Annotated in this window: 20 protein-coding genes and 1 pseudogene; 8 read left to right on the top strand and 13 right to left on the bottom strand. The window is 64.5% G+C overall.

Annotation, left to right across the window (positions count from 1 at the left end; translation table 11 throughout):
• Positions 1-105: 105 nt before the first annotated feature.
• Together KBY66_RS07430 and KBY66_RS07425 are read left to right on the top strand one after the other, a co-directional pair.
• Positions 106-243: pseudogene (locus KBY66_RS07430) on the top strand (photosystem II reaction center protein PsbZ); the annotation flags it as partial.
• A gap of 43 nt (positions 244-286) precedes the next feature.
• Positions 287-1,108: a glycosyltransferase family 2 protein gene (locus KBY66_RS07425; protein ID WP_255088661.1), complete on the top strand. Its 822-nt coding sequence runs from the start codon at positions 287-289 to the stop codon at positions 1,106-1,108.
• A gap of 147 nt (positions 1,109-1,255) precedes the next feature.
• Here the strand turns inward: KBY66_RS07425 and KBY66_RS15860 are convergent, their stop codons facing one another.
• The 6 genes from KBY66_RS15860 to psbZ all read right to left on the bottom strand — a co-directional run bounded on the left by KBY66_RS15860 (position 1,256) and on the right by psbZ (position 5,587).
• On the bottom strand, positions 1,256-1,603 hold the full coding sequence (locus KBY66_RS15860) for a glycosyltransferase family 2 protein (protein WP_399225314.1): 348 nt from the start codon (positions 1,601-1,603) through the stop codon (positions 1,256-1,258).
• On the bottom strand, positions 1,600-2,418 hold the full coding sequence (locus KBY66_RS07420) for an ABC transporter permease (RefSeq protein WP_255088660.1): 819 nt from the start codon (positions 2,416-2,418) through the stop codon (positions 1,600-1,602). The genes KBY66_RS15860 and KBY66_RS07420 overlap by 4 nt, the downstream gene beginning before the upstream one ends.
• Positions 2,415-3,125 carry an ABC transporter ATP-binding protein gene (locus KBY66_RS07415; protein ID WP_255088658.1) on the bottom strand — a complete coding sequence of 237 codons (711 nt, stop codon included), beginning with the start codon at positions 3,123-3,125 and terminating at the stop codon, positions 2,415-2,417. The genes KBY66_RS07420 and KBY66_RS07415 overlap by 4 nt, the downstream gene beginning before the upstream one ends.
• 311 nt (positions 3,126-3,436) lie before the next feature.
• Positions 3,437-3,964, bottom strand: a complete 528-nt coding sequence (locus KBY66_RS07410; RefSeq protein WP_255088657.1) for a transposase — start codon at positions 3,962-3,964, stop codon at positions 3,437-3,439.
• A gap of 927 nt (positions 3,965-4,891) precedes the next feature.
• Positions 4,892-5,392, bottom strand: coding sequence for a 6,7-dimethyl-8-ribityllumazine synthase (gene ribH, locus KBY66_RS07405; protein ID WP_255088655.1), 501 nt, complete (start codon positions 5,390-5,392; stop codon positions 4,892-4,894).
• A gap of 6 nt (positions 5,393-5,398) precedes the next feature.
• The gene (gene psbZ / locus KBY66_RS07400; RefSeq protein WP_255088654.1) at positions 5,399-5,587 is read right to left on the bottom strand and encodes a photosystem II reaction center protein PsbZ; all 189 of its coding nucleotides are present in this window, start codon (positions 5,585-5,587) and stop codon (positions 5,399-5,401) included.
• Between the two features lie 480 nt (positions 5,588-6,067).
• Between psbZ and mutS the strand changes: the two genes are divergently transcribed.
• Positions 6,068-8,860 (top strand): DNA mismatch repair protein MutS, encoded by a 2,793-nt coding sequence (gene mutS / locus KBY66_RS07395; protein ID WP_255088652.1) that lies wholly within the window; start codon positions 6,068-6,070, stop codon positions 8,858-8,860.
• Positions 8,861-8,864: 4 nt separating this feature from the next.
• Here the strand turns inward: mutS and KBY66_RS07390 are convergent, their stop codons facing one another.
• A complete protein-coding gene (locus KBY66_RS07390; RefSeq protein WP_255088651.1) occupies positions 8,865-9,473 on the bottom strand; it encodes a precorrin-8X methylmutase in 609 nt (202 codons plus the stop codon).
• Between the two features lie 47 nt (positions 9,474-9,520).
• Between KBY66_RS07390 and holA the strand changes: the two genes are divergently transcribed.
• The 3 genes from holA to KBY66_RS07375 all read left to right on the top strand — a co-directional run bounded on the left by holA (position 9,521) and on the right by KBY66_RS07375 (position 13,691).
• Complete coding sequence (gene holA / locus KBY66_RS07385; protein ID WP_255088649.1) at positions 9,521-10,483, top strand: DNA polymerase III subunit delta; 963 nt, start codon at positions 9,521-9,523, stop codon at positions 10,481-10,483.
• A 61-nt stretch (positions 10,484-10,544) separates the two neighbouring features.
• Complete coding sequence (locus tag KBY66_RS07380; protein WP_255088647.1) at positions 10,545-12,356, top strand: aspartate kinase; 1,812 nt, start codon at positions 10,545-10,547, stop codon at positions 12,354-12,356.
• Positions 12,357-13,691, top strand: a complete 1,335-nt coding sequence (locus KBY66_RS07375) for a sugar transferase (RefSeq protein ID WP_255088646.1) — start codon at positions 12,357-12,359, stop codon at positions 13,689-13,691.
• 9 nt (positions 13,692-13,700) lie between these two features.
• Here the strand turns inward: KBY66_RS07375 and uvrB are convergent, their stop codons facing one another.
• The 3 genes from uvrB to KBY66_RS07360 all read right to left on the bottom strand — a co-directional run bounded on the left by uvrB (position 13,701) and on the right by KBY66_RS07360 (position 17,062).
• The gene (gene uvrB / locus KBY66_RS07370) at positions 13,701-15,707 is read right to left on the bottom strand and encodes an excinuclease ABC subunit UvrB (protein ID WP_255088645.1); all 2,007 of its coding nucleotides are present in this window, start codon (positions 15,705-15,707) and stop codon (positions 13,701-13,703) included.
• A 57-nt stretch (positions 15,708-15,764) separates the two neighbouring features.
• Positions 15,765-16,190: a phage holin family protein gene (locus tag KBY66_RS07365; protein WP_255088644.1), complete on the bottom strand. Its 426-nt coding sequence runs from the start codon at positions 16,188-16,190 to the stop codon at positions 15,765-15,767.
• 80 nt (positions 16,191-16,270) lie between these two features.
• Entirely contained in the window at positions 16,271-17,062 is a 792-nt protein-coding gene (locus KBY66_RS07360; protein WP_255088643.1) for a DUF561 domain-containing protein, read from the bottom strand.
• Between the two features lie 15 nt (positions 17,063-17,077).
• Here KBY66_RS07360 and tilS point away from each other — a divergent pair, with 15 nt between their 5' ends.
• On the top strand, positions 17,078-18,166 hold the full coding sequence (gene tilS / locus KBY66_RS07355; protein WP_255088641.1) for a tRNA lysidine(34) synthetase TilS: 1,089 nt from the start codon (positions 17,078-17,080) through the stop codon (positions 18,164-18,166).
• Positions 18,159-18,722 (top strand): hypothetical protein, encoded by a 564-nt coding sequence (locus KBY66_RS07350; protein ID WP_255088639.1) that lies wholly within the window; start codon positions 18,159-18,161, stop codon positions 18,720-18,722. The genes tilS and KBY66_RS07350 overlap by 8 nt, the downstream gene beginning before the upstream one ends.
• Positions 18,723-18,725: 3 nt before the next feature.
• On the opposite strand, the gene KBY66_RS07345 is transcribed toward KBY66_RS07350, so the two are convergent.
• The 3 genes from KBY66_RS07345 to KBY66_RS07335 all read right to left on the bottom strand — a co-directional run bounded on the left by KBY66_RS07345 (position 18,726) and on the right by KBY66_RS07335 (position 22,803).
• Positions 18,726-20,717, bottom strand: a complete 1,992-nt coding sequence (locus tag KBY66_RS07345) for a ribonuclease J (protein WP_255088638.1) — start codon at positions 20,715-20,717, stop codon at positions 18,726-18,728.
• A gap of 95 nt (positions 20,718-20,812) precedes the next feature.
• Positions 20,813-21,718, bottom strand: a complete 906-nt coding sequence (gene dapA / locus KBY66_RS07340) for a 4-hydroxy-tetrahydrodipicolinate synthase (RefSeq protein ID WP_255088637.1) — start codon at positions 21,716-21,718, stop codon at positions 20,813-20,815.
• Positions 21,715-22,803, bottom strand: a complete 1,089-nt coding sequence (locus KBY66_RS07335; RefSeq protein ID WP_255088636.1) for an aspartate-semialdehyde dehydrogenase — start codon at positions 22,801-22,803, stop codon at positions 21,715-21,717. The genes dapA and KBY66_RS07335 overlap by 4 nt, the downstream gene beginning before the upstream one ends.
• Between the last annotated feature and the right edge of the window lie 36 nt (positions 22,804-22,839).

Raw genomic sequence — 22,839 nt, 5'->3', positions numbered from 1 at the left:
CCCGCCCCATAAAGTGTGAAGATGGAGTTGACTCCAGACCAACCTGCGGCTTGATATGGCAGGATACAAAATGATGACTAAACAGAGGATACAGCCTCCCTGCCCATGCTGTCCATCAGTACCCTTACCCTTCTGGCACTGTTGGCGATGTCCTTTGCTCTAATTGTGGCGGTACCGGCGCTCTATGCCTACAGCGATGACAGCGGCCATTCCAATCGCCTGAACCTGATCAGAAATGGCGCCTGAACGGCCTTGGTGCTTATGAACTGGGGGATGAGCCTGCTTGTTGTCTGAGTCTTACAGTGGCATGAGGTCGTCGGGCCTGAGGGCCGCACTAATCTTTGTTGCTTATCATCCTGGTCAGGAGGAAGTCAAACGGCTTCAGGCCTGTCTGAGTGCACTGCCGGAGTGGATCGGATATGTGGTAGTTGCCAACGATCACCGAGTGGGTGAGGCGGTCGATCAGTTGATGGCCAATTCTCTCCTGTTTCTCGGAAACCAAGATAATCCAGGCTACGGAAGGGCTGTCAATCAGGCGGTTCAGGCCCTTCAGGAGCGCGATGTCCTTCCATCCTTCATCGGTGCTATTAACACCGACATCACCTGGGTACCGGGCACCTTTGCCCGTCTGATCACTTGGCTTGAGAAACGTCCTGATGTTGTGCTGGCTGTTCCTCGTCTGATCAGTTCATCTGGGGAGACGCAACACCTCTGCAAGCATGATCCTACGGTTCTTGGCCTTTTCAGTCGGCGCTTCGTCCCACAGTTCATGAAGCCCAGAGCGCTTAGAAGATATGATGAATGGTACGTCATGTCCGAAAAGAATTATGCGACAATTTTTGATGTGGAATACCTGAGTGGTTGTTGCATGTTGATTCGCTCCGCGGCTTTTCTAGAGGTTGGAGGATTTGACTCTGATTTCTTTCTCTATCTCGAGGATGCCGACATCACAAGGGCATTGCGACGTATTGGTCGTGCCATTCATTTACCATTGGAGTCAGTGATTCACAATTGGGGGAGAGGAAACTACAGGAGCTGGCGATTGGTTTTTGTGAATCTCCATAGCGCTTGGATTTACTTTTGTAAATGGGGCTTTAAACTCTTTTAGTGAGGCGGGGCTGAATCTTTTCATTGAGGGATCTGCCCGTAGGTGATTGATCTTTGCTCGATCAAGCGGCTGAAGGCTCTCCTCAGGAAGAAGTAGATCACTGCTGCCAATCACAACAGGAAGGTTGACGCGGACTGCCGTGCTGACCTAGTGATTTAGTACATCAGGTGATGCAAGCCGATCGTCAGAGTCAAGAAAGAAGAGGCAAGAACCACGGGGAAAAGCATCACCAGTGTTCTTCGCTGGACCTTGACCGAGGGAATGGCTGTGGGAAACAATGCGAACCCGATCATCGCGGAGAGCATAGTCCTTCAATAACGGGAGAGAACCATCGGGTGAAGCGTCATCAACCAGCACAAGCTCCAGATCATCAAAAGCTTGCCCCCGAACACGATCAATACAATCAGGAAGATACTCCCAAATATTATGCACAGGTGCAACCACCGAAACGAGTGGAGGCTGAACTTTTGCTCGTTTCAGTTGATTGCAGCTCATGACCACAGTGCAATTCGATAGCGAAGCCGGTGGATAAGATACATCATCAACCAGGCAATCAGCAGATTAAAGAAAAAAGCCGGGATCTGAACTTCCAAGCTGACCTGGTTCTCAAGAATCGCACGACGCACTGGAGAAAGAGCCCGATAAAATGGGTTGAAGTCCGCGATGTAGCTGTGCGCTCCGAGAGCCTTTTTGGGATAAAGGATTGGCGATACAAGAAAGGATAGTTGAAGGAAGATCGGCAAAAACTGGGCAAAATCTTTGAAGCAAGCGCCCAACATGGAACAGGCGAGCATCATCCAAAACACAAAGACAATCAAATTGATGATTGGCAGTAGCGCCGAGGACAATGCCGAAAGGAGAATCGTTGGCTTGATGAGCGCCAACACCAGCACCACGAAGGCCAACGCTTGGGCAAAACACTGCAGCTGAAATGCCCATTCCTCAAGGCAGAAGAATATCGGCGCAAACCGATTATTCTTCATCTGCTGACCACGCCTGACGAAAAGGCTGCTGGCACTGCTGAGCGATTCAGCAATAAACCCCCAAATGGTGACCCCCACAGCAAGAAACATGAAGTAGGCGACTGGATCCTTAACCTTGAAGACCACTCCATACACAAATCCAAGCAAGAGCACACTGAGAAGATTGGTCAGGCCTATCCAGAAGCTTCCGAGATAAGTTCGGCTGAACCGACCGAGAGTGCGTAGCCAGGCCGCATACCACCATGTCCGAAATGTACGGATGGCATAACGAATTCCATAGCCTTGTGGACGGATGACCTTCAACCCTTGGGTTGTTTCTAGCGTCATTCGCTCAGGTGTGAAAGATAGTACGTTTCAGCCGCTTCGAATCCGCCATCAAAAGCGATTCTACCGTGGCTAAGCACCACACCCCGTTTGCAGAACTGGCGGAGAAGATCATTGGAGTGGGAGGCCAGGATCAGGGTGCCTACATTGCCAAGAAAACTTGACAGCCTCTCCTGGGCCTTGTTGAGAAATGACTGGTCACCTGCTCCGATGCCTTCATCGAGGGCAAGCGCATCATGCTGAAACCCGGTCAGCAAGCCAAATTGAAGGCGTGTGCGCATGCCATCGCTATACGTCCGCAGGGGTATGTGCATAAAGTCAGCAAGCTCAGTAAAAGCCAACAACTCACCATAAAACTCATCAAATCCCTTCAGTGAGTTCCGGTTCAGGAGATACTGGGCTTTTGCCGCATGATAGCCAGTCAGATCCTGATCCACCCAACTGCTCTTGTCAAGCATTGGTTCGATTGAAACTGACCGGATGATTCGACCAGAGCTTGGCGAATAGATATCGCAGAGAAGACGTAAGAGTGTGGATTTACCGGCCCCATTGTGACCGAGGAGGGCAATGCGTTCACCGGATCGGATCACCAGGTTGAGATTGGACAAGGCCTCAACCCCGATTGAGCGCCGTGGCTCCCGCCTCAGAAGCCCTCCTGTCAAACCGGTGACCAGGTTGGCTTTGAGCGATCGCTTGGTGGCGCCTTCCACCGGAATCAACAAACTGACATCCCTAAGTTCGACGACAGGTTGTCCTGGTAGTTTCACCCACTCACCCTTCGAAGAGGTCCGCTTACAATTATGCCTGCTGATCTCAACCCTCCTGGGCCGCTCCGTTGGTGTGTGCTGTCATGATGAAGGCTCATCCAGCCAAGCTGTCAGCGGTGATCTGGGCGTCATCATTTCCTTTAGCGATTTCTCAAGATTTTTCATTTTCCAGACATTGCCTGTGTGTGGCGATCACATCGCCCAGGGGACGTGGCCCCTTGCAGGCGATGTGGGTTCTCATCCCAACCATCTGGCTAGCATCCGGCCTTAAATTCCTTGTTCTCTTCTCGGCTATTGTGTTGGCACTGCTTCGCAGAAGCTTTCGGCGTGGGAATGGGTACCCAAGTTGCATCAATGATCTGGCCAGCACGGGCTTCGAGACCATTTTCTCGAAGGCATGCCTCAAACTTTTCGCAGAGCTCTTCGATGACGACTGTTTTGTAAAGACTTTTCCTGAAGAAATTGACGGGTGTGGAGTCTGGGATATTGTTCATCACCCCAAGACCTACGAACTCCTCAAAGGATCGCCTGTCGTTGGACTGGAATTCAAGCTCTTCATCGCTCAGGGTGAAAAGTTGCTGGAGCTCCAGCATCTTGAAAAATAACAGCGGATCAATCCTCTTGCGACCAGCATTGCTCTTGCGCTCCAGCGTGTAGCCCATCTCAAGTAATGGGAGGAATGATTCCCAGCGAATAGAATCCGAAAACCGCTTGAGGACCGGCTTCTTCTCCTTGAGTTTTCCGACCCTTTGTCGTTCGTCCCAAAAGCCACGCTCCCCCATTGCTGATATCAATTCTAAGGTCTTGATTCCAATCTAGATTTTAGCTCGGTCAAGTGATATGTCGATTACTCGAGCTGCCCTGGCTTCTAAATCCAGATCGTGGCTCAACCAAGTCATTTGACTTTGTATCGAGATGTTCATGATCTTCTAATTAATTCTATACAGCAAAGTCAATTCTGATGCATCAAGTAGTCAAGCTCTATGGAGCTGATCTTGTCACCATACTGGCGGTTTTCAAGAAATATCTCGCGACTTTTATCTACTCTACTGCGATTATGGTTTTAAAGCCACCACCCATCTCCATGCGGGTCGAATAGGGGGGCTTCAGTCCGCCGGAAAAGAGCGGTCCCATTATCAATGATGTCTAATAGATCCCACATGTCATCCTCGGCGAGGATGTCCCCCATCCGTCCGATGCTTGGAATGTTGACATCGTTCAGGATGAGATAGCCGCCAGGACGGACTAGAGGGTAGAAATAGATGTATTCGAATTCAGGAAATAGCCAGCCATGGGGAGTATCGACAAGGACAAAAACGTAGGGCCTCTCATGCTGGTGATTGAGGAGGGTTGCCTGGCTGGGGCCGAAGACGTCATGAACGTGGGTAACGTTCGTGTGGGAATCGAACGATAGAGCAAAACTGAGGATTCCTTTACACTGGTATCGTCGAGTGTGAAAATATGATGACTGTGCGATATTTTGCCAAACAAGATGGTCGAATTTCCACAGCCAGTCTCTGCTGCTCTTCCCATCCGGGAAGGAAGCAGTTCTTCCAGGCGCTGAAGCCTTGAAGTGGGGAAAGCTCCTTCACCATGATTGTTGGCCTTGGTTCTCATCCCAAGCAATAAATCGATCTATCCCGGGGGACAGTATGGAGTTCTGCAGAATGGATACGCTAGTCATAATCACAGCTGAATAGGGAAACTTATTACAATCTACTGAGTATGCTGTTATCTGATAAGACCCCCATCAAGCTCCCCATCTCCAGCGCCTGCAGGGCATAGCTCCAGCCCAGGTTGCTCTTGATCCCGGCCCGCTCCAGGGCCTGCTGCAGCGTGTCGGTGGTGAGCACGCCGAAGATCACCGGCACGCCGGTTTCGCGGGACACGGCCGCCACACCTTTGCTCACCTCGGCGCAGACGACGTCGAAATGGGGGGTGTCCCCGCGGATCACGGCCCCCAGGGTAATCAGGACTTGGTAACGCCCGCTGGCGGCAAGCTTCTGGGCCACCAGGGGAATCTCGAAGCTGCCTGGCACCCAGGCCACGTCCAGTTGCTGGCTGGCGGCGCTCACGTCGATGCCGTGGCGGGAGAGGCAATCCAGGCAGGCGCTCAGGAGCTTCCCGGTGACAAGGTCGTTGAAACGCCCCACCACAACAGCAATCCGGAGGCCGCTGACCTGGGTGAACCGTCCTTCAAAAACCGCCAAGGGAACTCAGACCACGAAGTAGCTCATGCCCCAGTTGAGCAGCACCAGGGCCACCCAGGCCGCTCCCCCGAGCAAGATCAGGCGGTTCGAGCGGCCGCTGTCCTCTGTGCTGGCATAGAGAACAGGAACGGCCACCACCAAGGCAAACGACAGCACCACCAGGGCCAGAACGGTGAGGGTGTTGAGAATTTGCATGGGACCTGCGGGGGCCTGGACGGGTAATACAGCGATCTTCCCACGAAGGGCTGGCTGCCTCGCTGCTCCCCAGCTGGTTCCTTCACAACTTGTCGGGGGTACGGGCGCAAGCAGGAGGTTGTCTTCCGACTCCTGCATCGATGCTGAAACAGTGGAATGGCCACCACGACGGTCTCCTCCAAGTCCCAGGTCGTGCTGCCCAAAGCGGTGCGGTAGCACAACGACCTTTCACCTGGCCAGGTTCTCTAGCCCATCTGCCTGCCCGATCGGATTGAGCTGCTGCCGCTGCAACCCGCCTCGGCCCTGCGCGGCTTCCTGAGCGGAACCAATGGCTGACAGCCTGATGCTCGCAACCTCCCGGGCCTTCGGTGCCCCGTTGATCACCCAGGATTCGGACTTTCAGGGGCTTTCAGGGGTGCGCTGCCTGACGAAAGCCTCGGGCTGAGCCTCCTACGATCGCGGCCTTGGTGCAGGTGAGGCGTGGCGGCGGAAGCCCAGGAACAGCTGTCGCTGATTGCTGCTCCAGTCGTCCAGGGAAGCCTGTTCGGCGCTGGCGAACCCTCGCCCCAGGCTCCTGGCGAGGCAGTTCCAGCCGACATCGAGCTGGATGAGGCGGTCCTGATCGCCCAGGCGGCCGCCCGACCCCGTCATCGCCGGGTCCTGGCCGAACCGAGCTCCGCTCCAACCAGCACCGGAGACCCTGCCCCCGATGGCGACGGGGACCTACCCCCTTGGCACCACCACAGCCTGGTGGCTCCTGCGGCACTGCCGCCGATGTTGCGCCACTACGTGGAGCTGAAGCGGGCCCATCCGGAACGGGTGCTGCTGTACAGGCTCGGCGACTTTTTCGAATGCTTCTTCGAGGACGCGATCCGGGTGTCCCGCCTGCTGGAGCTCACCCTCACCGGCAAGGAGGGCGGCAAGACGATCGGGCGGGTGCCGATGGCCGGCATCCCCCACCACGCCGCCGAGCGCTATTGCGGCGAACTGGTGCGGCTCGGCCTCAGCGTGGCCCTCTGCGACCAGCTCGAAACCACCCCCGCCAAGGGCGCCCTGCTCAAGCGCGACATCACCCGGGTGATCACCCCCGGCACCGTGCTTGAGGAGGGAATGCTGGCCGCCCGCCGCAACAACTGGCTGGCGGCGGCGGTGGTCGAGCAGGGCCACTGGGGCCTGGCCATCGCCGATGTGAGCACCGGCGAATTCAGGGTGAGCCAGCGGGAGGGCAGCGCCAGCCTCCATCAGGAGCTGCTGCAGCTGGAGGCCGCGGAACTGCTCTGGCCGGCCCTTGAGGGGGTGAAGGATGGGGCGGTCGTTGGCCCAAACGGCGAATCCGCCGCGGCCTCCCCCAGCTGGTGCCCCGACGCCCTTCACCTCACTCGCCTGCCCCTGACTCCGTTTTCGGCGCCGGAGGCCCGCCGCACCCTGCTGGAGCGCTTCGAGCTGGCCAGCCTCGAAGGCCTGGGCCTAGGGGAGTTCCCTCTGGCGATGCGGGCGGCCGGCGGCCTGGTGCGCTACCTCGATGACACCCAGCCGGGCGAAGCGGACCAGGGCGGCGGCCGGCGGTCGGTGGTGGTACCTCTCGACCCCCCTCGCCTCGCCTTTGCCGGCGATCAGCTGGTGCTTGACGCCCAGACCCGCCGCAACCTGGAACTCACCCGCACCCAGCGGGACGGCCAGCTCCAGGGATCCCTGCTCTGGGCCCTGGATCGCACCATGACCGCCATGGGCGGCCGTTGCCTGCGCCGCTGGATCGAGCAGCCGCTGCTCGACCTGGCGGCGATTCGCGAACGCCAGGAGGGGGTGAGCGAGCTGGTGGCCCAACGCCCCCTGCGGTTGGCCCTGCGTCGCCTGCTTCGGCCGATGGGAGATCTGGAGCGCCTGGCCGGCCGGGCCGGTGCCGGCTCCGCCTCGGCCCGCGACCTGGTCGGCCTGGCCGATGGGCTCGAGCGGCTGCCGCTGCTGGCCGCCCTGCTGGGCCCGGCCACCAGCGCCCCCTTGCGGGCCCTGACCCAGCCCGCCCCCGCCCTGGCCGAGCTGGCGGCCCAACTGCGCCACGCCTTGCTCGATCCGGCGCCCCTCAGCCTCAGTGACGGGGGCCTGATCCACGACGGCGTCGATCCCCGGCTCGATGGCCTGCGCAACCGCCTGGATGATCACCAGGCCTGGCTGGCCGAGCAGGAGGCAGACGAGCGGCGCGCCAGCGGCATCTCCACCCTGCGTCTGCAGTTCCACCGCACCTTTGGCTATTTCCTCTCGGTCAGCCGCGCCCGGGCCACGTCGGTGCCCGGCCACTGGATCCGTCGCCAGACCCTGGCCAACGAGGAGCGATTCATCACCCCCGATCTCAAGGCCCGCGAAGGCAAGATCCTGCAGCTGCGGGCCCGTGCCGCCCAGCGGGAGTACGAGCTGTTCGTGGCCCTGCGCGACGCGGTGGGGGCCCTGGCGGCGCCGATCCGGGCCGTCGCCCGCCAGGTGGCGTCCCTCGATGCGATTGCCTCCCTGGCCGAGGTAGCTGCCCTGGGCGGCTACTGCTGCCCGGAACTGACGGAAGACAGGGTTCTGGCCATCGAGGCGGGCCGCCATCCGGTGGTGGAGCAGGTGCTGGTGGAGGAGCCGTTCACCGCCAATGGTGTCCATCTCGGCGAGCCCGGCCAGCCCGATCTGGTGGTGCTCACGGGGCCCAACGCCAGCGGCAAGAGCTGTTACCTGCGCCAGATCGGGCTGCTGCAGCTGATGGCCCAGATCGGCAGCTGGATTCCGGCCCGCTCCGCCCGCCTGGGCCTGTGTGATCGCATCTTCACCCGGGTGGGGGCCGTCGATGACCTGGCCACGGGCCAGTCCACCTTCATGGTGGAGATGGCCGAAACCGCCAACATCCTGCACCACGCCACCGACCGCTCCCTGGTGCTGCTCGATGAGATCGGCCGTGGCACCGCCACTTTCGACGGCCTCTCGATCGCCTGGGCGGTGGCCGAACACCTGGCCGAGGGGCTGCGGGCCCGGGCCGTGTTCGCCACCCATTACCACGAGCTCAACGAACTGGCCTCGCTGCTCCCGAATGTGGCCAACTTTCAGGTGCTGGTGGAGGAAACGGGCGAACGGTTGCTGTTCCTGCACCAGGTGCGGCCTGGCGGCGCCAGCCGGAGCTACGGCATCGAGGCGGCCCGGCTCGCCGGTGTGCCGGCGCCGGTGGTGCGCCGCGCCCGCCAGGTGCTGGGGCGGATCGAGGCCAACAGCCATGTGGCCGTCGGCCTCCAGAACGCGGCTTAGGGCTTCAGGATCGATCCAGCCAGGCCCGCCGCAGCAGGGCATTAACAGCCGCCGCCGCCAGGCCCGCCCCGCCCTTGCTGCCCTCCAGCCTGATCTGGGGCAGGCCGCTGCCTGCCAGGTGGCGCTTGCTCTCGGCCACCCCCACGAAACCCACCGGCATGCCGATCACCAGGGCCGGACTGAGTGCCAACGAGGGCTCCGGGGCCCGGAGCGAGGCAGGCTGCTGCAGCTCCAGCAGCCGCTCCAGAGCGGTGGGGGCACTGCCGATCAGCACCACCGCCTGGGGATGCTCCGCCAGGGCTGCGGCCATCCCCTCGGCACTGCGGGTGCCACCGGCCGGGGCGAGGGCTGGCGCCCACCCGAGGATGCTGCGCACGGGGTTGGCGAAGGTGCGGCCAGCCATCGGCGCCACCGCCGCCGCCGCCATGGCGGTATCGGTGAGGATCACAGCCCCCGAGGCCAGGGCAGCCATGCCCCGCTGACAGGCCCCGGCGCTGAAGCGCAGGTCAGGGGCAATCGATAGGTCGCCGCTGCTGTGCACCAGCCGCTCCAGCACCTCCGACTCAACCCCCTCGTGGCCGGTCGCCCCCAGCCGCTCCCGGATGATCCGCATGCTTTCGATGAAGATCGGGTGATCCAGGTGATCCACAGCCAGCCCTGATGCCGATCCATCTCTACTGGGGAGACGACGAAGCCAGCCGCAACCGGGCCGTGGAGACCCTGATCGCGGCCGTGGTGGAGCCGGCCTGGCAGAGCATCAACCTCACCCGCCTCGATGGCAACGATCCGGCCCAGGCGGCCCAGGCTCTCAGCGAGGCCCGCACCCCGCCCCTGGGGGGTGGTGACCGGCTGGTGCTGGTGCAACGCAGTCCGTTCTGCAGTGTCTGCCCTGCCGAGCTGGCCGCCCTGCTGGAGGACAGCCTGGGCCTGATCCCAGAGCAATGCCACCTGGTGCTGGTCAGCCCCGGCAAGCCCGATGCGCGCTTGCGCACCACCAAGGCCCTGAAGGCCGTGGCCAAAGAGTTGGGTTTCCCCCTTCCGGCCGCCTGGGATGGCAGCGGCCAGCTCGAGCTGGTGCGCCACACGGCCCAGGCGCTTGGCTGTGCAGTGGCCCAGGGGGCCGCGGAGGCCCTGGCGGAGGCGATCGGCAGCGACAGCGCCCGCCTGGCCAGCGAGCTCGAGAAGCTGGCGCTCTATTGCGGCCAGCGGCCGATCGATCGCGACGCCGTGGCCGCCCTGGTGGGAAGCCATGCCACCACGAGCCTGAAGGTCGGTGATGCCCTGCTGGCCGGTGACCTGGGGGAGGTGATCGGCCTGCTCGATGACCTGGTGGCGGCAGGGGAGCCTTCCCTGCGGATCGTGGCGGCCCTGACCAGCCAGATCCGCGGCTGGCTTTGGGTGAGCCTGCTGGAGGCCCAGGGTGAGCACGACGTGGCGGTGATTGCCAAGGCGGCAGGCATCGGCAACCCGAAGCGCATTTACGTGATGCGCAAGCAGATCCGCGGCCGGCCGGCCAAACGTTTCCTGGAGCTGCTGGGCCAGCTGCTTCAGGTGGAAGCGGCCCTGAAACGGGGCGCGGGGGCCGGCGATGCCTTCCGCGACGGGTTTCTCGGGAGTCCTTGAGGGGCCCCTGGCGGCGGCCCCCGATAATCATCCGATTCGCTCACCGTTGCGCGCGGAAGGGATGGCCCTGCTCGTTCAGAAATTCGGTGGCACCTCCCTCGGCAGCGTCGAGCGGATCCAGGCGGTGGCGCGGCGCATCGAGGCCAGCCGCGACGAGGGCCATGACCTGGTGATCGTGGTCTCGGCCATGGGGCACACCACCGACGAGCTCACCGGCCTGGCCCACGCCATCAGCGCTGACCCTCCCCAGCGGGAACTCGACATGCTGCTGGCCACCGGGGAGCAGGTCTCGATCGCCCTGTTGTCGATGGCCCTGAACGCCCTGGGGGTGCCGGCTGTGTCGATGACCGGCACCCAGGTCGGCATCGTCACCGAGTCGGCCCATGGCCGGGCCCGCATCCTCGAGGTCCGCACCGACCGGCTGCAGAAACTGCTTGAGGATGGACAGGTGGTGGTCGTGGCCGGCTTCCAGGGCACCAGCTGCGGCAGCGCCGGCACACCGGAGATCACCACCCTGGGGCGGGGCGGTTCGGACACCTCCGCCGTGGCCCTGGCCGCGGCCCTGGGGGCGGCAGCCTGCGAGATCTACACCGACGTGGCCGGGGTGCTCACCACCGACCCGCGCAAGGTCAGCGACGCCCAGCTGATGGAGTCGGTGAGCTGCAACGAAATGCTGGAGCTGGCCAGTCTGGGGGCCGCCGTGCTGCACCCGCGGGCGGTGGAGATCGCCCGCAACTACGGCGTGCCCCTGGTGGTGCGCTCCAGCTGGAGCGAGGCCCCCGGCACCCGACTGACCAGCGGCGCCCCGCGCCTGATCGGCAGTGGCGGCCTGGAACTGGGCAAGCCGGTGGACGGTGCGGAGCTTGACGATCACCAGGCCGTTCTGGCCCTCACCCGCGTTCCCGATCACCCCGGCGTGGCAGCCCTGCTGTTCGAGGCCCTCTCCAAGGCCGGCCTGAACGTCGACCTGATCGTCCAGTCCACCCACCGGGGCGCCACCAACGACATCGCCTTCACCGTGGCCGAGGATCAGCGGGAGGCGGCAACGGCCGTGTGCCAGGCGCTGCTGGCCGATCTCGGGGCCGAGCCATCCGCCCTGACCAGCCAGGGCGGGCTCGCCAAGCTCAGCATCTCCGGGGCTGGAATCCTGGGCCGCCCCGGCGTCGCCGCACGCCTGTTCGACACCCTGGCCCGCTACGGCATCAACCTGCGCCTGATCGCCACCAGCGAGGTGAAAGTGAGCTGTGTGGTGGAGGGCAGCCAGGGGGCCAGGGCCCTGCGGGCCGCCGCCGAGGTGTTCGAGCTGCAGGACCCCCAGCTGCGCCAGAACCCGGTGGCCTGCGACCGGGGGGATCCGGCCGTCCGTGGCGTCGCCCTCGACCAGAACCAGGCCCAGGTGGCCGTGCGCCACGTGCCCGATCGGCCCGGCAGCGCCGCCGCGGTTTGCCGGGCCCTGGCCGATGCCGGCATCAGTCTCGACACGATCGTGCAGTCGGAGCGAACCCACGGCAGCGACGGCGGACCAACCGGAGGCGGCCTGAGCCGCGACATGAGCTTCACCCTGCGCCGCGACGACCTCGGTCGGGCCCGGCGGGCCCTGCAACCCCTGCTGATCCAGTGGCCCGAGGCCGCCTTCGAGGAGGGGATCGCCATCGCCCGGGTCAGCGCGGTGGGGGCCGGCATGCCCTGCACGCCGGGCACCGCCGCCCGCATGTTCCGCGCCCTGGCCGAGGCCGGGGTCAACATCGAGATGATCGCCACCAGTGAAATCCGCACCAGCTGCGTGGTGGGCGAAGCCGACGGCGTCCGGGCACTGCAGGCGGTGCATGCCTGCTTCGGCCTGGGGGCTGCCTGCGTCGGGGCCGCCGGCTAGGTGCACTGGCTGCGTCACCGCCGCTCGCTTGCCCTGGCCGCCGGCCTCGACGCGCTTGGCGTGAGTCTGCTGGCCGTCTGGATAGACAAGGCGCGCAACGGCCAGATCGAGCGCCAGCTGGGACTCCTGGTGCTGATCATGGCGATCTACTGGAGCCTGGGCTGGTTGTTCGGCTCGTACACCCTGCTGAAGCAGGCCCGGCTCCGCTGGGTTCAGCTGGTGGTACGGGTGGGATTGACCAGCCTGGCCACGGTGGTGGCGGGGGCGGTGCTGGGCTGGCTGCTGCGGGCCAGCCCCCAGATCACCTTGTTGCACCGGGGTAGCCTCATCCCCCTGTTCGCCTTGGCGGCCACCTGGAGCGTCGCCGTCCGGCTGGGGATCCGGCGGCTGGCGCGGGCCTCCGGCAACGAGCGATGGCTGGTGCTGGCCCACGCCGAAGAATCGGACAGGATCCTGCTCGAATGGCGGCGCCTTGGTGAGAACGCCCCGCCGACGATCCAGAGCCTGCAGGACGCAGAACCGATGGAGGCAGCCCTGATCGGCCAGGGCGACTCCCCGGGCGGTGTCGCCCTGAGCCCGGGGGTGCTGGGACAACCGGACGTGCAGGGCGGCGTGGAGGCGGTCGTGGCCAATGGTTGGGCGATCACCACCCTGGCCCAGCTGGCCGAGCAGGAGCTGCAGCGCATCCCGCCCCATTGGGTCGGAGACCAGTGGATGCTGTTCTCGGGCCGGATCGAGGGAAGCCGGTTTGGCTTCGAGCAGCAGCTCAAGCGCTACGCCGATGTGCTCATCAGTCTGCTGCTGCTGGTGCTCACGGCGCCGCTGCTGGCACTGGCTGCACTGTTGATCAAGCTCGGCGATCAAGGGCCGATCCTCTACCGCCAGTGCCGAACCGGCCGGCTGGGCCAACCTTTCGATGTGATCAAACTCCGCACGATGGTGGCTGACGCTGAACCGGAGCGGGCCGTTTGGTCGGAGCCCAATGATCAGCGGATCACGGCCATGGGGGGGTGGCTGCGGCGAACCCGCCTTGATGAACTGCCCCAGCTGATCAACGTGCTGCGCGGCGAAATGAGCCTGATCGGGCCGCGGCCGGAGAGGCCGGAACTGGAGGGGGAACTGGTGCGGCGCATCCCCAACTACCGGTTGCGGCACTGGGCAATGCCGGGTCTGAGCGGCTGGGCCCAGGTGAACATGCCCTACACCTCCACGGTGGAAGATGCCGAACTCAAGCTCAGCTACGACCTCTTTTACCTGCGCAACAGCAGCATCTGGCTCGACCTGTTGATCCTGTTCAAGACGATCAAGATCGTGCTGAAAGCGGCCGGCCGGTAAGCGCCAGCTTCAATGGTTGCCTACCAGCTTCTGACGCAGTTTCTTGATGCGATCACGCAGGTTGCCTGCCTCCTCGAATTCGAGGTTCTGGGCTGCTGCCTTCATCTTGTCTTCGAGCTGGAGGATCAGCTCCGGCAGCGCATCGAGCGACACCTCCTGGAGGAAGGCGCGATCATCGACCACCTCCAGGGGATCGTCGTTGAGGCGACGGGTGAACTCCAGGGCCGAGAGGATCGAATTGCCGGCCCGCTTGCCGGCCGGGGAGGGGGTGATGCCGTGTTTCTCGTTGTAAGCGTGCTGAATGACCCGCCGCCGATCCGTTTCGGAGATCGCCCGGGCCATCGAATCGGTGAGGTTGTCAGCGTAGAGCAGGGCCCTGCCACTCACGTGGCGCGCCGCCCGGCCGATCGTCTGGATCAAGGAACGCTCGGCCCGCAGGAAGCCTTCCTTGTCGGCATCGAGAATCGCCACCAGGGATACCTCAGGCAGGTCAAGCCCTTCCCGCAGGAGGTTCACCCCCACCAAGGCATCGAAGACGCCATTGCGCAGGTCCTGGATGATCTCGATCCGCTCGATCGAGTGGATCTCCGAATGGAGATAACGCACCCGCAGCCCATTCTCGGCCAGGTAGTCGGTGAGATCCTCGGCCATCCGTTTGGTGAGGGTCGTGATCAAACTGCGCTCCCCCTTGTCCGCCCGCAGCCGGATTTCTCCGAGCAGATCGTCGACCTGGCCCTCGCTGGGGCGCACCTCCACCACCGGATCGAGCACGCCGGTGGGGCGGATCACCTGTTCGGCCACCTGGCTGCCGCTCTGCTCCAGCTCCCAGCTCCCCGGGGTGGCCGAGACGAAGATCGTCTGGCGGGCCTTGCTCCAGAACTCCTCGGCCTTGAGCGGCCGGTTGTCGGCGGCGCTGGGCAGCCGGAACCCATGGTCGATCAGCACCTGCTTGCGGGCCCGGTCGCCGTTGTACATGGCATGCAGCTGGGAGCAGGTGACATGGCTCTCATCCACCACCAGCAGCCAGTCGTCGGGGAAGTAGTCGATCAGGCACTCCGGGGGGGTGCCCCCAGGCCGGCCGGCCAGGTGGCGGGCGTAGTTCTCGACCCCGTTGCAGTAACCCACCTCCTTGAGCATCTCCAGGTCGTAGGCGGTGCGCTGCTCCAGCCGCTGGGCCTCCAGCAACTTGCCCTGGCTGTGGAGCTCATCGAGCCGCTGCCGCAGCTCGTCCCGGATGGCGGCGATGGCCACCTCCAGCCGATCCTTGGGGGTGACGAAGTGCTTGGCGGGGTAGATGTTCACCGTTTCCAGGCTCTGGAGGATCTCGCCGGTGGTGGGATCCACATAGCGGATCGCCTCCACCTCGTCGCCGAACAGTTCGATCCTCACCAGGCGGTCTTCGTAGGCCGGGCCGATTTCGAGCACGTCGCCCTTGACCCGGAAGCGGCCACGGCCAGGCTCGATGTCATTGCGGGAATACTGGTTGTTGACCAGTTCCCGCAGGGAGGTGCGCAGGTTGAGTGTTTCCCCCACCGAGAACTTGACGGCCGCCTTGAGATACTCGGAAGGGATCCCCAGGCCGTAGATGCAGCTGATCGAGGCCACCACGATCACATCCCGGCGCTCAAACAGGGAGCGGGTGGCCGAGTGCCGGAGCATGTCGATCTCTTCGTTGATCGAGGCGGTCTTGGCGATGTAGGTATCCGAGACCGGCACGTAGGCCTCGGGCTGGTAGTAGTCGTAATAGGAGATGAAATATTCGACGGCGTTGTTCGGGAAGAACTCGCGCAGCTCGTTGCAGAGCTGGGCCGCCAGGGTCTTGTTGTGGGCCAGCACCAGGGCGGGGCGGCCGGTGCGCTCGATCACATTGGCGATCGAGAAGGTCTTGCCGGTGCCGGTGGCCCCCAACAGGGTCTGGAATCGCTCCCCCGCCTCAACCCCTTGGGTAAGGGCGGTGATGGCGGAGGGTTGGTCACCCTTGGGCTCATAGGGCGCCTGAAGCTCAAATCGGGCCATGCCCCTGGGGGATCAGGCGGAGCCTGGAGAAGGGGAAGCTTCAAGTCTAAGAAGCGCTCAGGCCACGGCGCCGCCCACCAGGGCCGCCGCCCGGGTGAAGCCCACGTCAAGACCCAGCAACCGCAGGATCACGGCGCTCAGAACGCTGTACACCAGGGCACCGAGGATGGCGCTGACCAGGCCGTTCTTGAGCCGAAACCCCTGGATCAACCAGGCCGCCAGGGCAAAGAGAATAATGGTGATCAGCCAGTTGAACAGCAGCGACACCGGGCTGATCAAGCCGCCCAATGAGGTGACGGCCCAGACCGGCCCCAGCAGCAGCCTCAGGGGCCAGACCAGGAGAGTGCCCAGCAGACCGATCACCACGGCCGAGAGCAGGGCCGTGGTGAAGTTCGCCATCTCCACCCCGAGGGGCAGGGCAGCCACGATGAGCAGCACCACCGCCCGGATCGGCCACTGCAGCAACCAGACAAGTGCGCCCATGGGTTAGCCAAGGTCATCGTGGAAAGCGTAGGGAGGGAAGTCCAAACCGGCCACCCTCCGCTTCACACCTCCACGGACTGTTACGACCGCCGTCCCGATCGGCCCTCAGCATGGGCGACAGGGGACACCAGGGCCTCTCGCAGACTGCGCACCACGGCCACCATCGCCAGTTCGTCGTCCAGGCGGTTCACCGCGGAACCGACGCCAACGCCACTGGCGCCGGCGGCGATCGCCATCGGAACAGTGATTGTGGAGAGGCCGGAGGCGCAGAGCACAGGCAGCGGAGCATCGACGGACTGGAGGGCCCGGCTGATCGCATGGGCCGCAGCCAGGGTGGGGGCGGCTTTCTCGATCAACCCCAGGGCACCGGCGCTGAACGGACGGGCACTGGTGCCACCCTCGGTCTGGATCAGGTCGGCGCCGGCGGCGACTAAATCGATGGCCAGGTGCTCCTGCTGATCCAGGGGCAGGATGTGGGGCACGGTGACCGAGAGCACCACCTCAGGCAGGAGCTGGCGGGTCTGGAGGGTCAGGGAGAGCACCTCCTCGGCGCCGAACAGGCGGCCCAGGGGGTAAAAGGCATCGAAGTTGCCGATCTCCACGATGGTGGCCCCGGCGGCCACGGCGGCCGGAAACAGCTCGGGATCCACAGCCGACGCGCAGATCGGCAAGCCTGAGACCCTGGCCGCCAGGCGCACCAGTTCGGGTTCGCAGGCGACATCGATCAGGTCGGCTCCCCCACCGGCGGCGGCCCTGCTGATCCGCTCCACCGCGACAGGATCAACGTTGGTGAGCCCGGCGATCACCTTCAACATTCGCCGTGACACCAGCGCCGCGTGAAGGTCGGCGGGCAGGCTGGAAAGACGCGACATCGGCAGCGGAGGCAAGTGGCCGTGATTCTCCCACCCGGAAGTGCCCCGGAGCTCTCCCCTTCCCGCAGCCGGGGTCCAGCCTGGGGGCCGCTGCACATGAGGCTGCATCAGGAGTTGCTGCAGCGGCCCACCCTGCTGCCAAGGGGCGCGCGGCTGCTGCTGGCCGTCTCCGGCGGCCAGGATTCGATGGCCCTGACGCGTTTGCTGCTCGATCTGCGGCGACTGCACATTTGGGAGTTACAGCTCTGGCACGGCAACCATGGCTGGCGGCCTGAAGCCGCCGCCCAGGCCGAGCACCTGAGCACCTGGGCCGCACAGCAGGGCCTCGCGATCCAAGTCGAGCGGGCCGACCCGCCCCCCAGCGGCGAAGCAGCGGGCCGAACCTGGCGCTATTCACGCCTCCAGCACTGGGCCAGCCAGCTGGGGTGCCACCACGTGGTCACCGGCCACACCGCCAGCGATCGGGCCGAAACGGTGCTGCTGAACCTCGCCCGTGGTGCCCATCTGAGGGGGCTGAGCAGCCTGCGCCGCCTCCGCGCCCTCGGCCCAGGCCACACGCTGGTGAGGCCGCTGCTGGGCCTGAGCCGTGCCGAAACGGCAGCGTTCTGCGCCGAATGGGACCTGCCGGTGTGGATGGATTCCAGCAACGACCAGTTGCGTTATGGCCGCAACCGCATCCGCCACCAGGTGGTTCCCGTGCTGGAGGAGCTCCATCCCGGCGCCAGCCGCCGGATCAGCGCCCTGGCCGAACGCCTCGAGCAGGATCCCCTCGAAGAGCTGCTGGGTCTCGCCCTGGCCCTGCTGATCGACCCAGCGGCACCGAGGCGGCTCAGCCGGGAGGCCCTCGGCACCTGCTCCGCGGCCTGTCACGCCCTGCTGGTGCGCCATTGGCTGGAGCGGGAAACGGGCCGGAGGCTGGCCGCAAAGCCGGTGGAGGCGCTCAGCCGGCGCTTGCGCGACTCCCCGCAGCCTGGCAGCCTCGATCTGGGTGGGGGGTGGCGGTTGACCTGGGACAAGCAAGCCCTGCTGCTGGAGCCCGACGACCATCTCCCTCCAGGCCCACTGATCCCAGCACCTGACGGAGGAGATCCCAACGATGCCTGAGCCCGTCGATCCTGAAGCGTTTGACCAGGCCTACAGGGCTGTGGAGCTCTCCTACAGCGAGGGCCGTTTCGATGAGGCCCTGCGGGAAGCCGAGGCCCTCCTGGAGCAGCAGGCCCCGGGGGGCGGCGATCCAAGGACCGAACGGCTGAAGCTGATCCTTGGCCACATCCATCTGCACGGCCTGGGCCAGCCCGGCCGGGCCGTCGCCCTCTACCAGGACGTTCTCGACACCGGTACCACCGCCACCTACATCGAGCTGGCCGAGCAGGGCCTGGCCCTGTGCCAAGACGCTTTCGCCCAGGAGGCAGCCGCTGAGCGGGCCGTCGTGGCCGAGCAAGCCGCCGCTCCAGCCATGCCCTGGCTGCTGGAGTCGGTCGCCGGTCCCGCTGGGCAGGCTGCGGATCTTTCGATCGAAGCGGTCAGGGTCGAGGAGTTGGTGGCGTTCGCGACTCCAGCCGGTTCCGTCGTTCCAATGCCCGTGAAAAACCCCTCGACCGTCGGCCCCGTCGAGGAGGCTGAACTGGCCAAGGGGCTGTTGCGCGTGGTGCTGGGCTGAGGTTCAGCCAGCGGCCGTGGAGCGGCGACGGCGCACCCGGTTGGCCGGCATCTCCGGCTCCTCCGGCACGGCGGCGACGGCCGCTGCGACCGGCGCGGTCACCGCCGCCGTGGCCACGGCCATGGCCCCCTGGGGCGCCTGGGTGGCCGGAGCGGCCTCGGGGCGCGGTCCAACATTGCGGATCACTTCACGGCTGGTTTCCCGGCCAGCCTGACGGCCACCGCGAGCGGCCGGACGGGTGTCGGGCTCGGCATCGGCTCGACCCTTGTAGGCCGGCGTGCCGGCCGGGGCCGGTTGCACCAGGCAGATGATCAGGGGCTCGACCTGCAATTCGCGCCGCAGCCGCCGTTGCAGCCCCACCTCGATTTCGCGCTGGACCCCCACCCAGTCCACGTCCGGGGCTGTGCCACCGGTGTTGCGGCAGAGCTGGCTCCAGCGGTTCTCAAGCACCCAGCCGATTTCACGCTCAGCCCAGATCGAGAGCTTGCGGGCATCGGCGGTGGTGACCACGCCGCGCAAGTTGACCCTGGGCGGGGCCCCCATGACGCCATCGGTGCTGATCACGGTCAGCAGGGTGATAACGCCGTCTTCGGCCAGTTGCTGGCGTTCCTTGAGCACCCGGGCATCGACGATGCCGTTGCGGGAGGCATCTAGCAGCTCGATGCCAGCCTTGACCGGATCCCCCTTGTGGATCGAATCGGGGGTGAGCTCCACCACATCACCGTTGTCAATGATCAGGATGTGGTCGGCCGGCACGCCCATCGACTGGGCTGTCTTGGAGTGGGCCACCAACATGCGGTGCTCACCATGCACCGGAACGAAGTACTTGGGCCGGGTCAGGGCCAGCATCAACTTGTGGTCTTCCTGGGAGCCGTGGCCTGACACGTGGATCCCTTCCCCCTTGCCGTAGACCACCTTGGCCCCGAGCATCATCAACCGATCAATCGTGTTGACCACGGAGATCGTGTTGCCCGGAATCGGGCTGGCCGAGAAGATGATCGTGTCGCTGGATTTCACCTGAACCTGGGGATGCTCGGAGCGGGAAATCCGGCTGAGAGCCGCCAGCTCTTCGCCCTGGCTGCCGGTCATCAGCAACAGGGTCTCACGGTCTGGCAGGTCGCGGATCTGCTTGATCGGCACGAACAGGTCATCCGGACAGCGGATGTAACCGAGCTCCCGCGCCTTGGCGATCACGTTGAGCATGGAACGGCCCAGCAGACCCACCTTGCGGCCGTGCTTGAGCGCCAGCTCCAGGATCATCGAGACCCGATGCACCGAACTGGCAAACGTGGTGACGATGACGCGGCCTTCGGCGCTGGCGAAGTGACGGTCGAGGTTGGGGAACACCGCCCGCTCTGGTGGTGTGGACCCGGGAAGCTCGGCATTGGTGGAATCACTGAACAGGCAGAGCACCCCTTGCTCGCCGTAGTGGGCCATCCGCTGGATGTCGAAGACCTCGCCGTCGACGGGGGTGTGGTCGAACTTGAAATCACCGGTGAACACCACAACCCCGACCGGGGTGGTGATCGCCAAGCTGAAGCTGTCGGCGATCGAGTGGGTGTTGCGGATGAATTCTACCTTGAAGTGCTGCCCCACCTTGACCACATCGCGGGGGCCCACGGTCTGGATCACGGTGCGGTCGGTGACCGCCGCTTCCTCCATCTTTCCCTGCAGCATCGACATGGCCAGGCGGGGGCCGTAAATCACCGGAATGCTGAAATTCTTGAGGTGGTGGGGAATGCCACCGATGTGATCTTCGTGGCCGTGGGTCACGATCATGCCCCGGATGCGCTTCTGGTTCTCGCGCAAATAGCTGGTGTCTGGCAAGACCACATTCACGCCGTGCATGCCATCGCTGGGGAACGCGAGGCCCGCGTCGACGAGCATCAGATCATCGCCGTACTCGAACACGCAGGTGTTCTTGCCGATCTCATGGAGGCCACCCAGGGGGATCACCCGCAGGGTGGGCTTGGTGCCGTTGGTGCTTGTGCTCATGGGTTGTCTCATCCGGGGTGACCCGGGAAGGGGAAAACTGGGTGGGGCTGGTCTGGGATCTCCGCGCCAGGCTGCGCCGGAGGTGAGCCTTGGCGTCAGGTAGGACGCAGGGCAGCCAGGGCTGTGGTCAGGCGGTCGCGCACGTCGCTGTCGGCAGAAACCAGGGGAAGGCGGGGGGCACCCACGGGCCAGCCCTCGATCTCCAGGGCTGCTTTGATGGGAATTGGATTGGTGGTGGCGAACAGGGCGCGGCAGAGGGGCAGCAACCGGTCATGCAGGGCCAGGGCACCGGCGTGGTCGCCGCCGAAGAAGGCCTTGATCATCTGCTGGATCTGGCGGCCAACCAGGTGGCTGGCCACGCTGACCACGCCAACCGCCCCGACCGCGAGCATCGGCAGGGTGAGGGCGTCATCCCCGCTGTAGATGGCCAGGCGGGGGCCGCAAAGCTGGCGCAGCCGGCTGACCTCATCGGTGCTGCCGCTGGCCGCCTTGAAACTCACCACGTTGGGCAAATCCATCAGGCGGGCCGTGGTTTCCGCCGTGAGGCTGCAACTGGTGCGGCCGGGAATGTTGTAGAGCATCACGGGCATCCCAGGAGCCGCTGTGGCAATGGCGCGGAAATGGGCTTCCAGCCCCTCCTGGGGAGGCTTGTTGTAATAAGGCACAACTACCAGTGCTCCATCGGCCCCCTGGTCCTGGGCCTGGCCAATCGCCTCCACCGCTTCGGCGGTGCAGTTGCTGCCGGTGCCGGCGATCACCCTGGCCCGCTCCCCGACCGCGGCTTTCACGGTGGCGAGCAACTCATGCTGTTCCTGCCAGCTCAGGGTGGGGGATTCACCGGTGGTGCCGCACACCACCAGGCCATCGGACCCGTGGCCCACCAGGTGAGCCGCCAGCCGGGCAGCCTGCGGAAAATCCACCGATCCGTCGGAAGCGAAGGGGGTGACCATGGCGGTGATCACCCGCCCGAACGGGGTGGGACTGGCACTGATCCCGCTCAAGCGACACCTCCCAGCACTGCTGAGGCCATGGCCGTGGCCGGCAACCCGCTGGGATCGAGGAGCCCTTCGGCGATCTGGATGGCGTTGAGGGCCGCCCCCTTGCGGATCTGATCGCCGCAGAGCCAGAGCTCCAGGGCCCGCGGGTCGCTGATGTCCTGGCGGATGCGGCCGATCGCCACGGGGTCGCGGCCGGTCACGTCGGTGGGCATCGGGAAGCGGTTGGTGGCGAAGTCCTCGATCAGCTCGACCCCGGCCGCCGCGGCCAGCACCGCCCGGGCCTCCTCGACCGGAAAGGGTTCCCTGAAAGCGATGTTCACCGCTTCGGAGTGGGCCCGCAGCACCGGCACCCGCACACAGGTGGCCGTGAGCCGCAAATCGGGCAATCCGAGGATTTTGCGGGTTTCATTCACCATCTTGAGCTCCTCCTCGCAATAGCCATTTGGCATCAGGGGGGAGTTGTGCAGAAACAGATTGAAGGCCAGGGAATGGGGCAGCACCGTGCTGATCGGAACCCCGCCATCGAGCACGGTGCGGCTGAGTTGGCGCAACTCCTCCATCGCCCGGGCCCCGGCCCCACTGACCGACTGATACGTGCTCACCACCACACGCTCGATCGGACGGCGGGCCTGCAGGGGGGCCAGCGCCAGGGTGAGCAGGATCGTGGTGCAATTTGGGTTGGCGATGATGCCCTGGTGGGCGAAGGCGGCCTGGGGATTCACCTCCGGCACCACCAGGGGAACGGCCGGATCGAGGCGGAAGGCACTGGAGTTGTCGATCACCACCGCCCCTGCCGCGACCGCCACGGGAGCCCACTGCTTCGAAATGGAGCCGCCAGCGGATGCCAGGACCAGATCCACATCGGCCAGGGCTTCGGCCGTCACCGCCTGCACCTTGTACGCCTCGCCCTGCCAGGCGATGGACTGACCGGCGGAGCGTGGCGAGGCCAGCAGCCGTAGCTTCCCGACCGGGAACCGGCGCTCGGCCAGCAGGCCCAGCAGTTCTTGGCCGACGGCACCGGTGGCGCCAAGAATGGCGACGGTCAGGGGCCTCAGGGGCAGAAACGTGGAGGGTGCGGCGGGGGACAAGGGCAGGGAAGGGCGAGGGATGGAGAACACTGGAGA

This window comes from Synechococcus sp. Tobar12-5m-g, from assembly GCF_024345415.1.
In the GTDB taxonomy this organism is placed as follows: Bacteria; Cyanobacteriota; Cyanobacteriia; order PCC-6307; family Cyanobiaceae; genus Regnicoccus.
The sequence above is the reverse complement of the archived record's forward strand: the minus strand, read 5'-3'. Positions and strand labels throughout refer to the sequence as shown.

Bases quoted from the DNA above. Each gene is read 5' to 3' on its own strand.
- psbZ (WP_255088654.1), bottom strand. From the start codon at position 5,587: ATGCAAATTCTCAACACCCTCACCGTTCTGGCCCTGGTGGTGCTGTCG.
- KBY66_RS07345 (WP_255088638.1), bottom strand. From the start codon at position 20,717: ATGAGCACAAGCACCAACGGCACCAAGCCCACCCTGCGGGTGATCCCC.
- KBY66_RS07365 (WP_255088644.1), bottom strand. From the start codon at position 16,190: ATGGGCGCACTTGTCTGGTTGCTGCAGTGGCCGATCCGGGCGGTGGTG.
- KBY66_RS07390 (WP_255088651.1), bottom strand. From the start codon at position 9,473: ATGCGGATCATCCGGGAGCGGCTGGGGGCGACCGGCCACGAGGGGGTT.
- KBY66_RS07360 (WP_255088643.1), bottom strand. From the start codon at position 17,062: ATGTCGCGTCTTTCCAGCCTGCCCGCCGACCTTCACGCGGCGCTGGTG.
- KBY66_RS15860 (WP_399225314.1), bottom strand. From the start codon at position 1,603: ATGAGCTGCAATCAACTGAAACGAGCAAAAGTTCAGCCTCCACTCGTT.
- KBY66_RS07350 (WP_255088639.1), top strand. From the start codon at position 18,159: ATGCCTGAGCCCGTCGATCCTGAAGCGTTTGACCAGGCCTACAGGGCT.
- KBY66_RS07420 (WP_255088660.1), bottom strand. From the start codon at position 2,418: ATGACGCTAGAAACAACCCAAGGGTTGAAGGTCATCCGTCCACAAGGC.
- holA (WP_255088649.1), top strand. From the start codon at position 9,521: ATGCCGATCCATCTCTACTGGGGAGACGACGAAGCCAGCCGCAACCGG.
- KBY66_RS07410 (WP_255088657.1), bottom strand. From the start codon at position 3,964: ATGGGGGAGCGTGGCTTTTGGGACGAACGACAAAGGGTCGGAAAACTC.
- uvrB (WP_255088645.1), bottom strand. From the start codon at position 15,707: ATGGCCCGATTTGAGCTTCAGGCGCCCTATGAGCCCAAGGGTGACCAA.
- KBY66_RS07380 (WP_255088647.1), top strand. From the start codon at position 10,545: ATGGCCCTGCTCGTTCAGAAATTCGGTGGCACCTCCCTCGGCAGCGTC.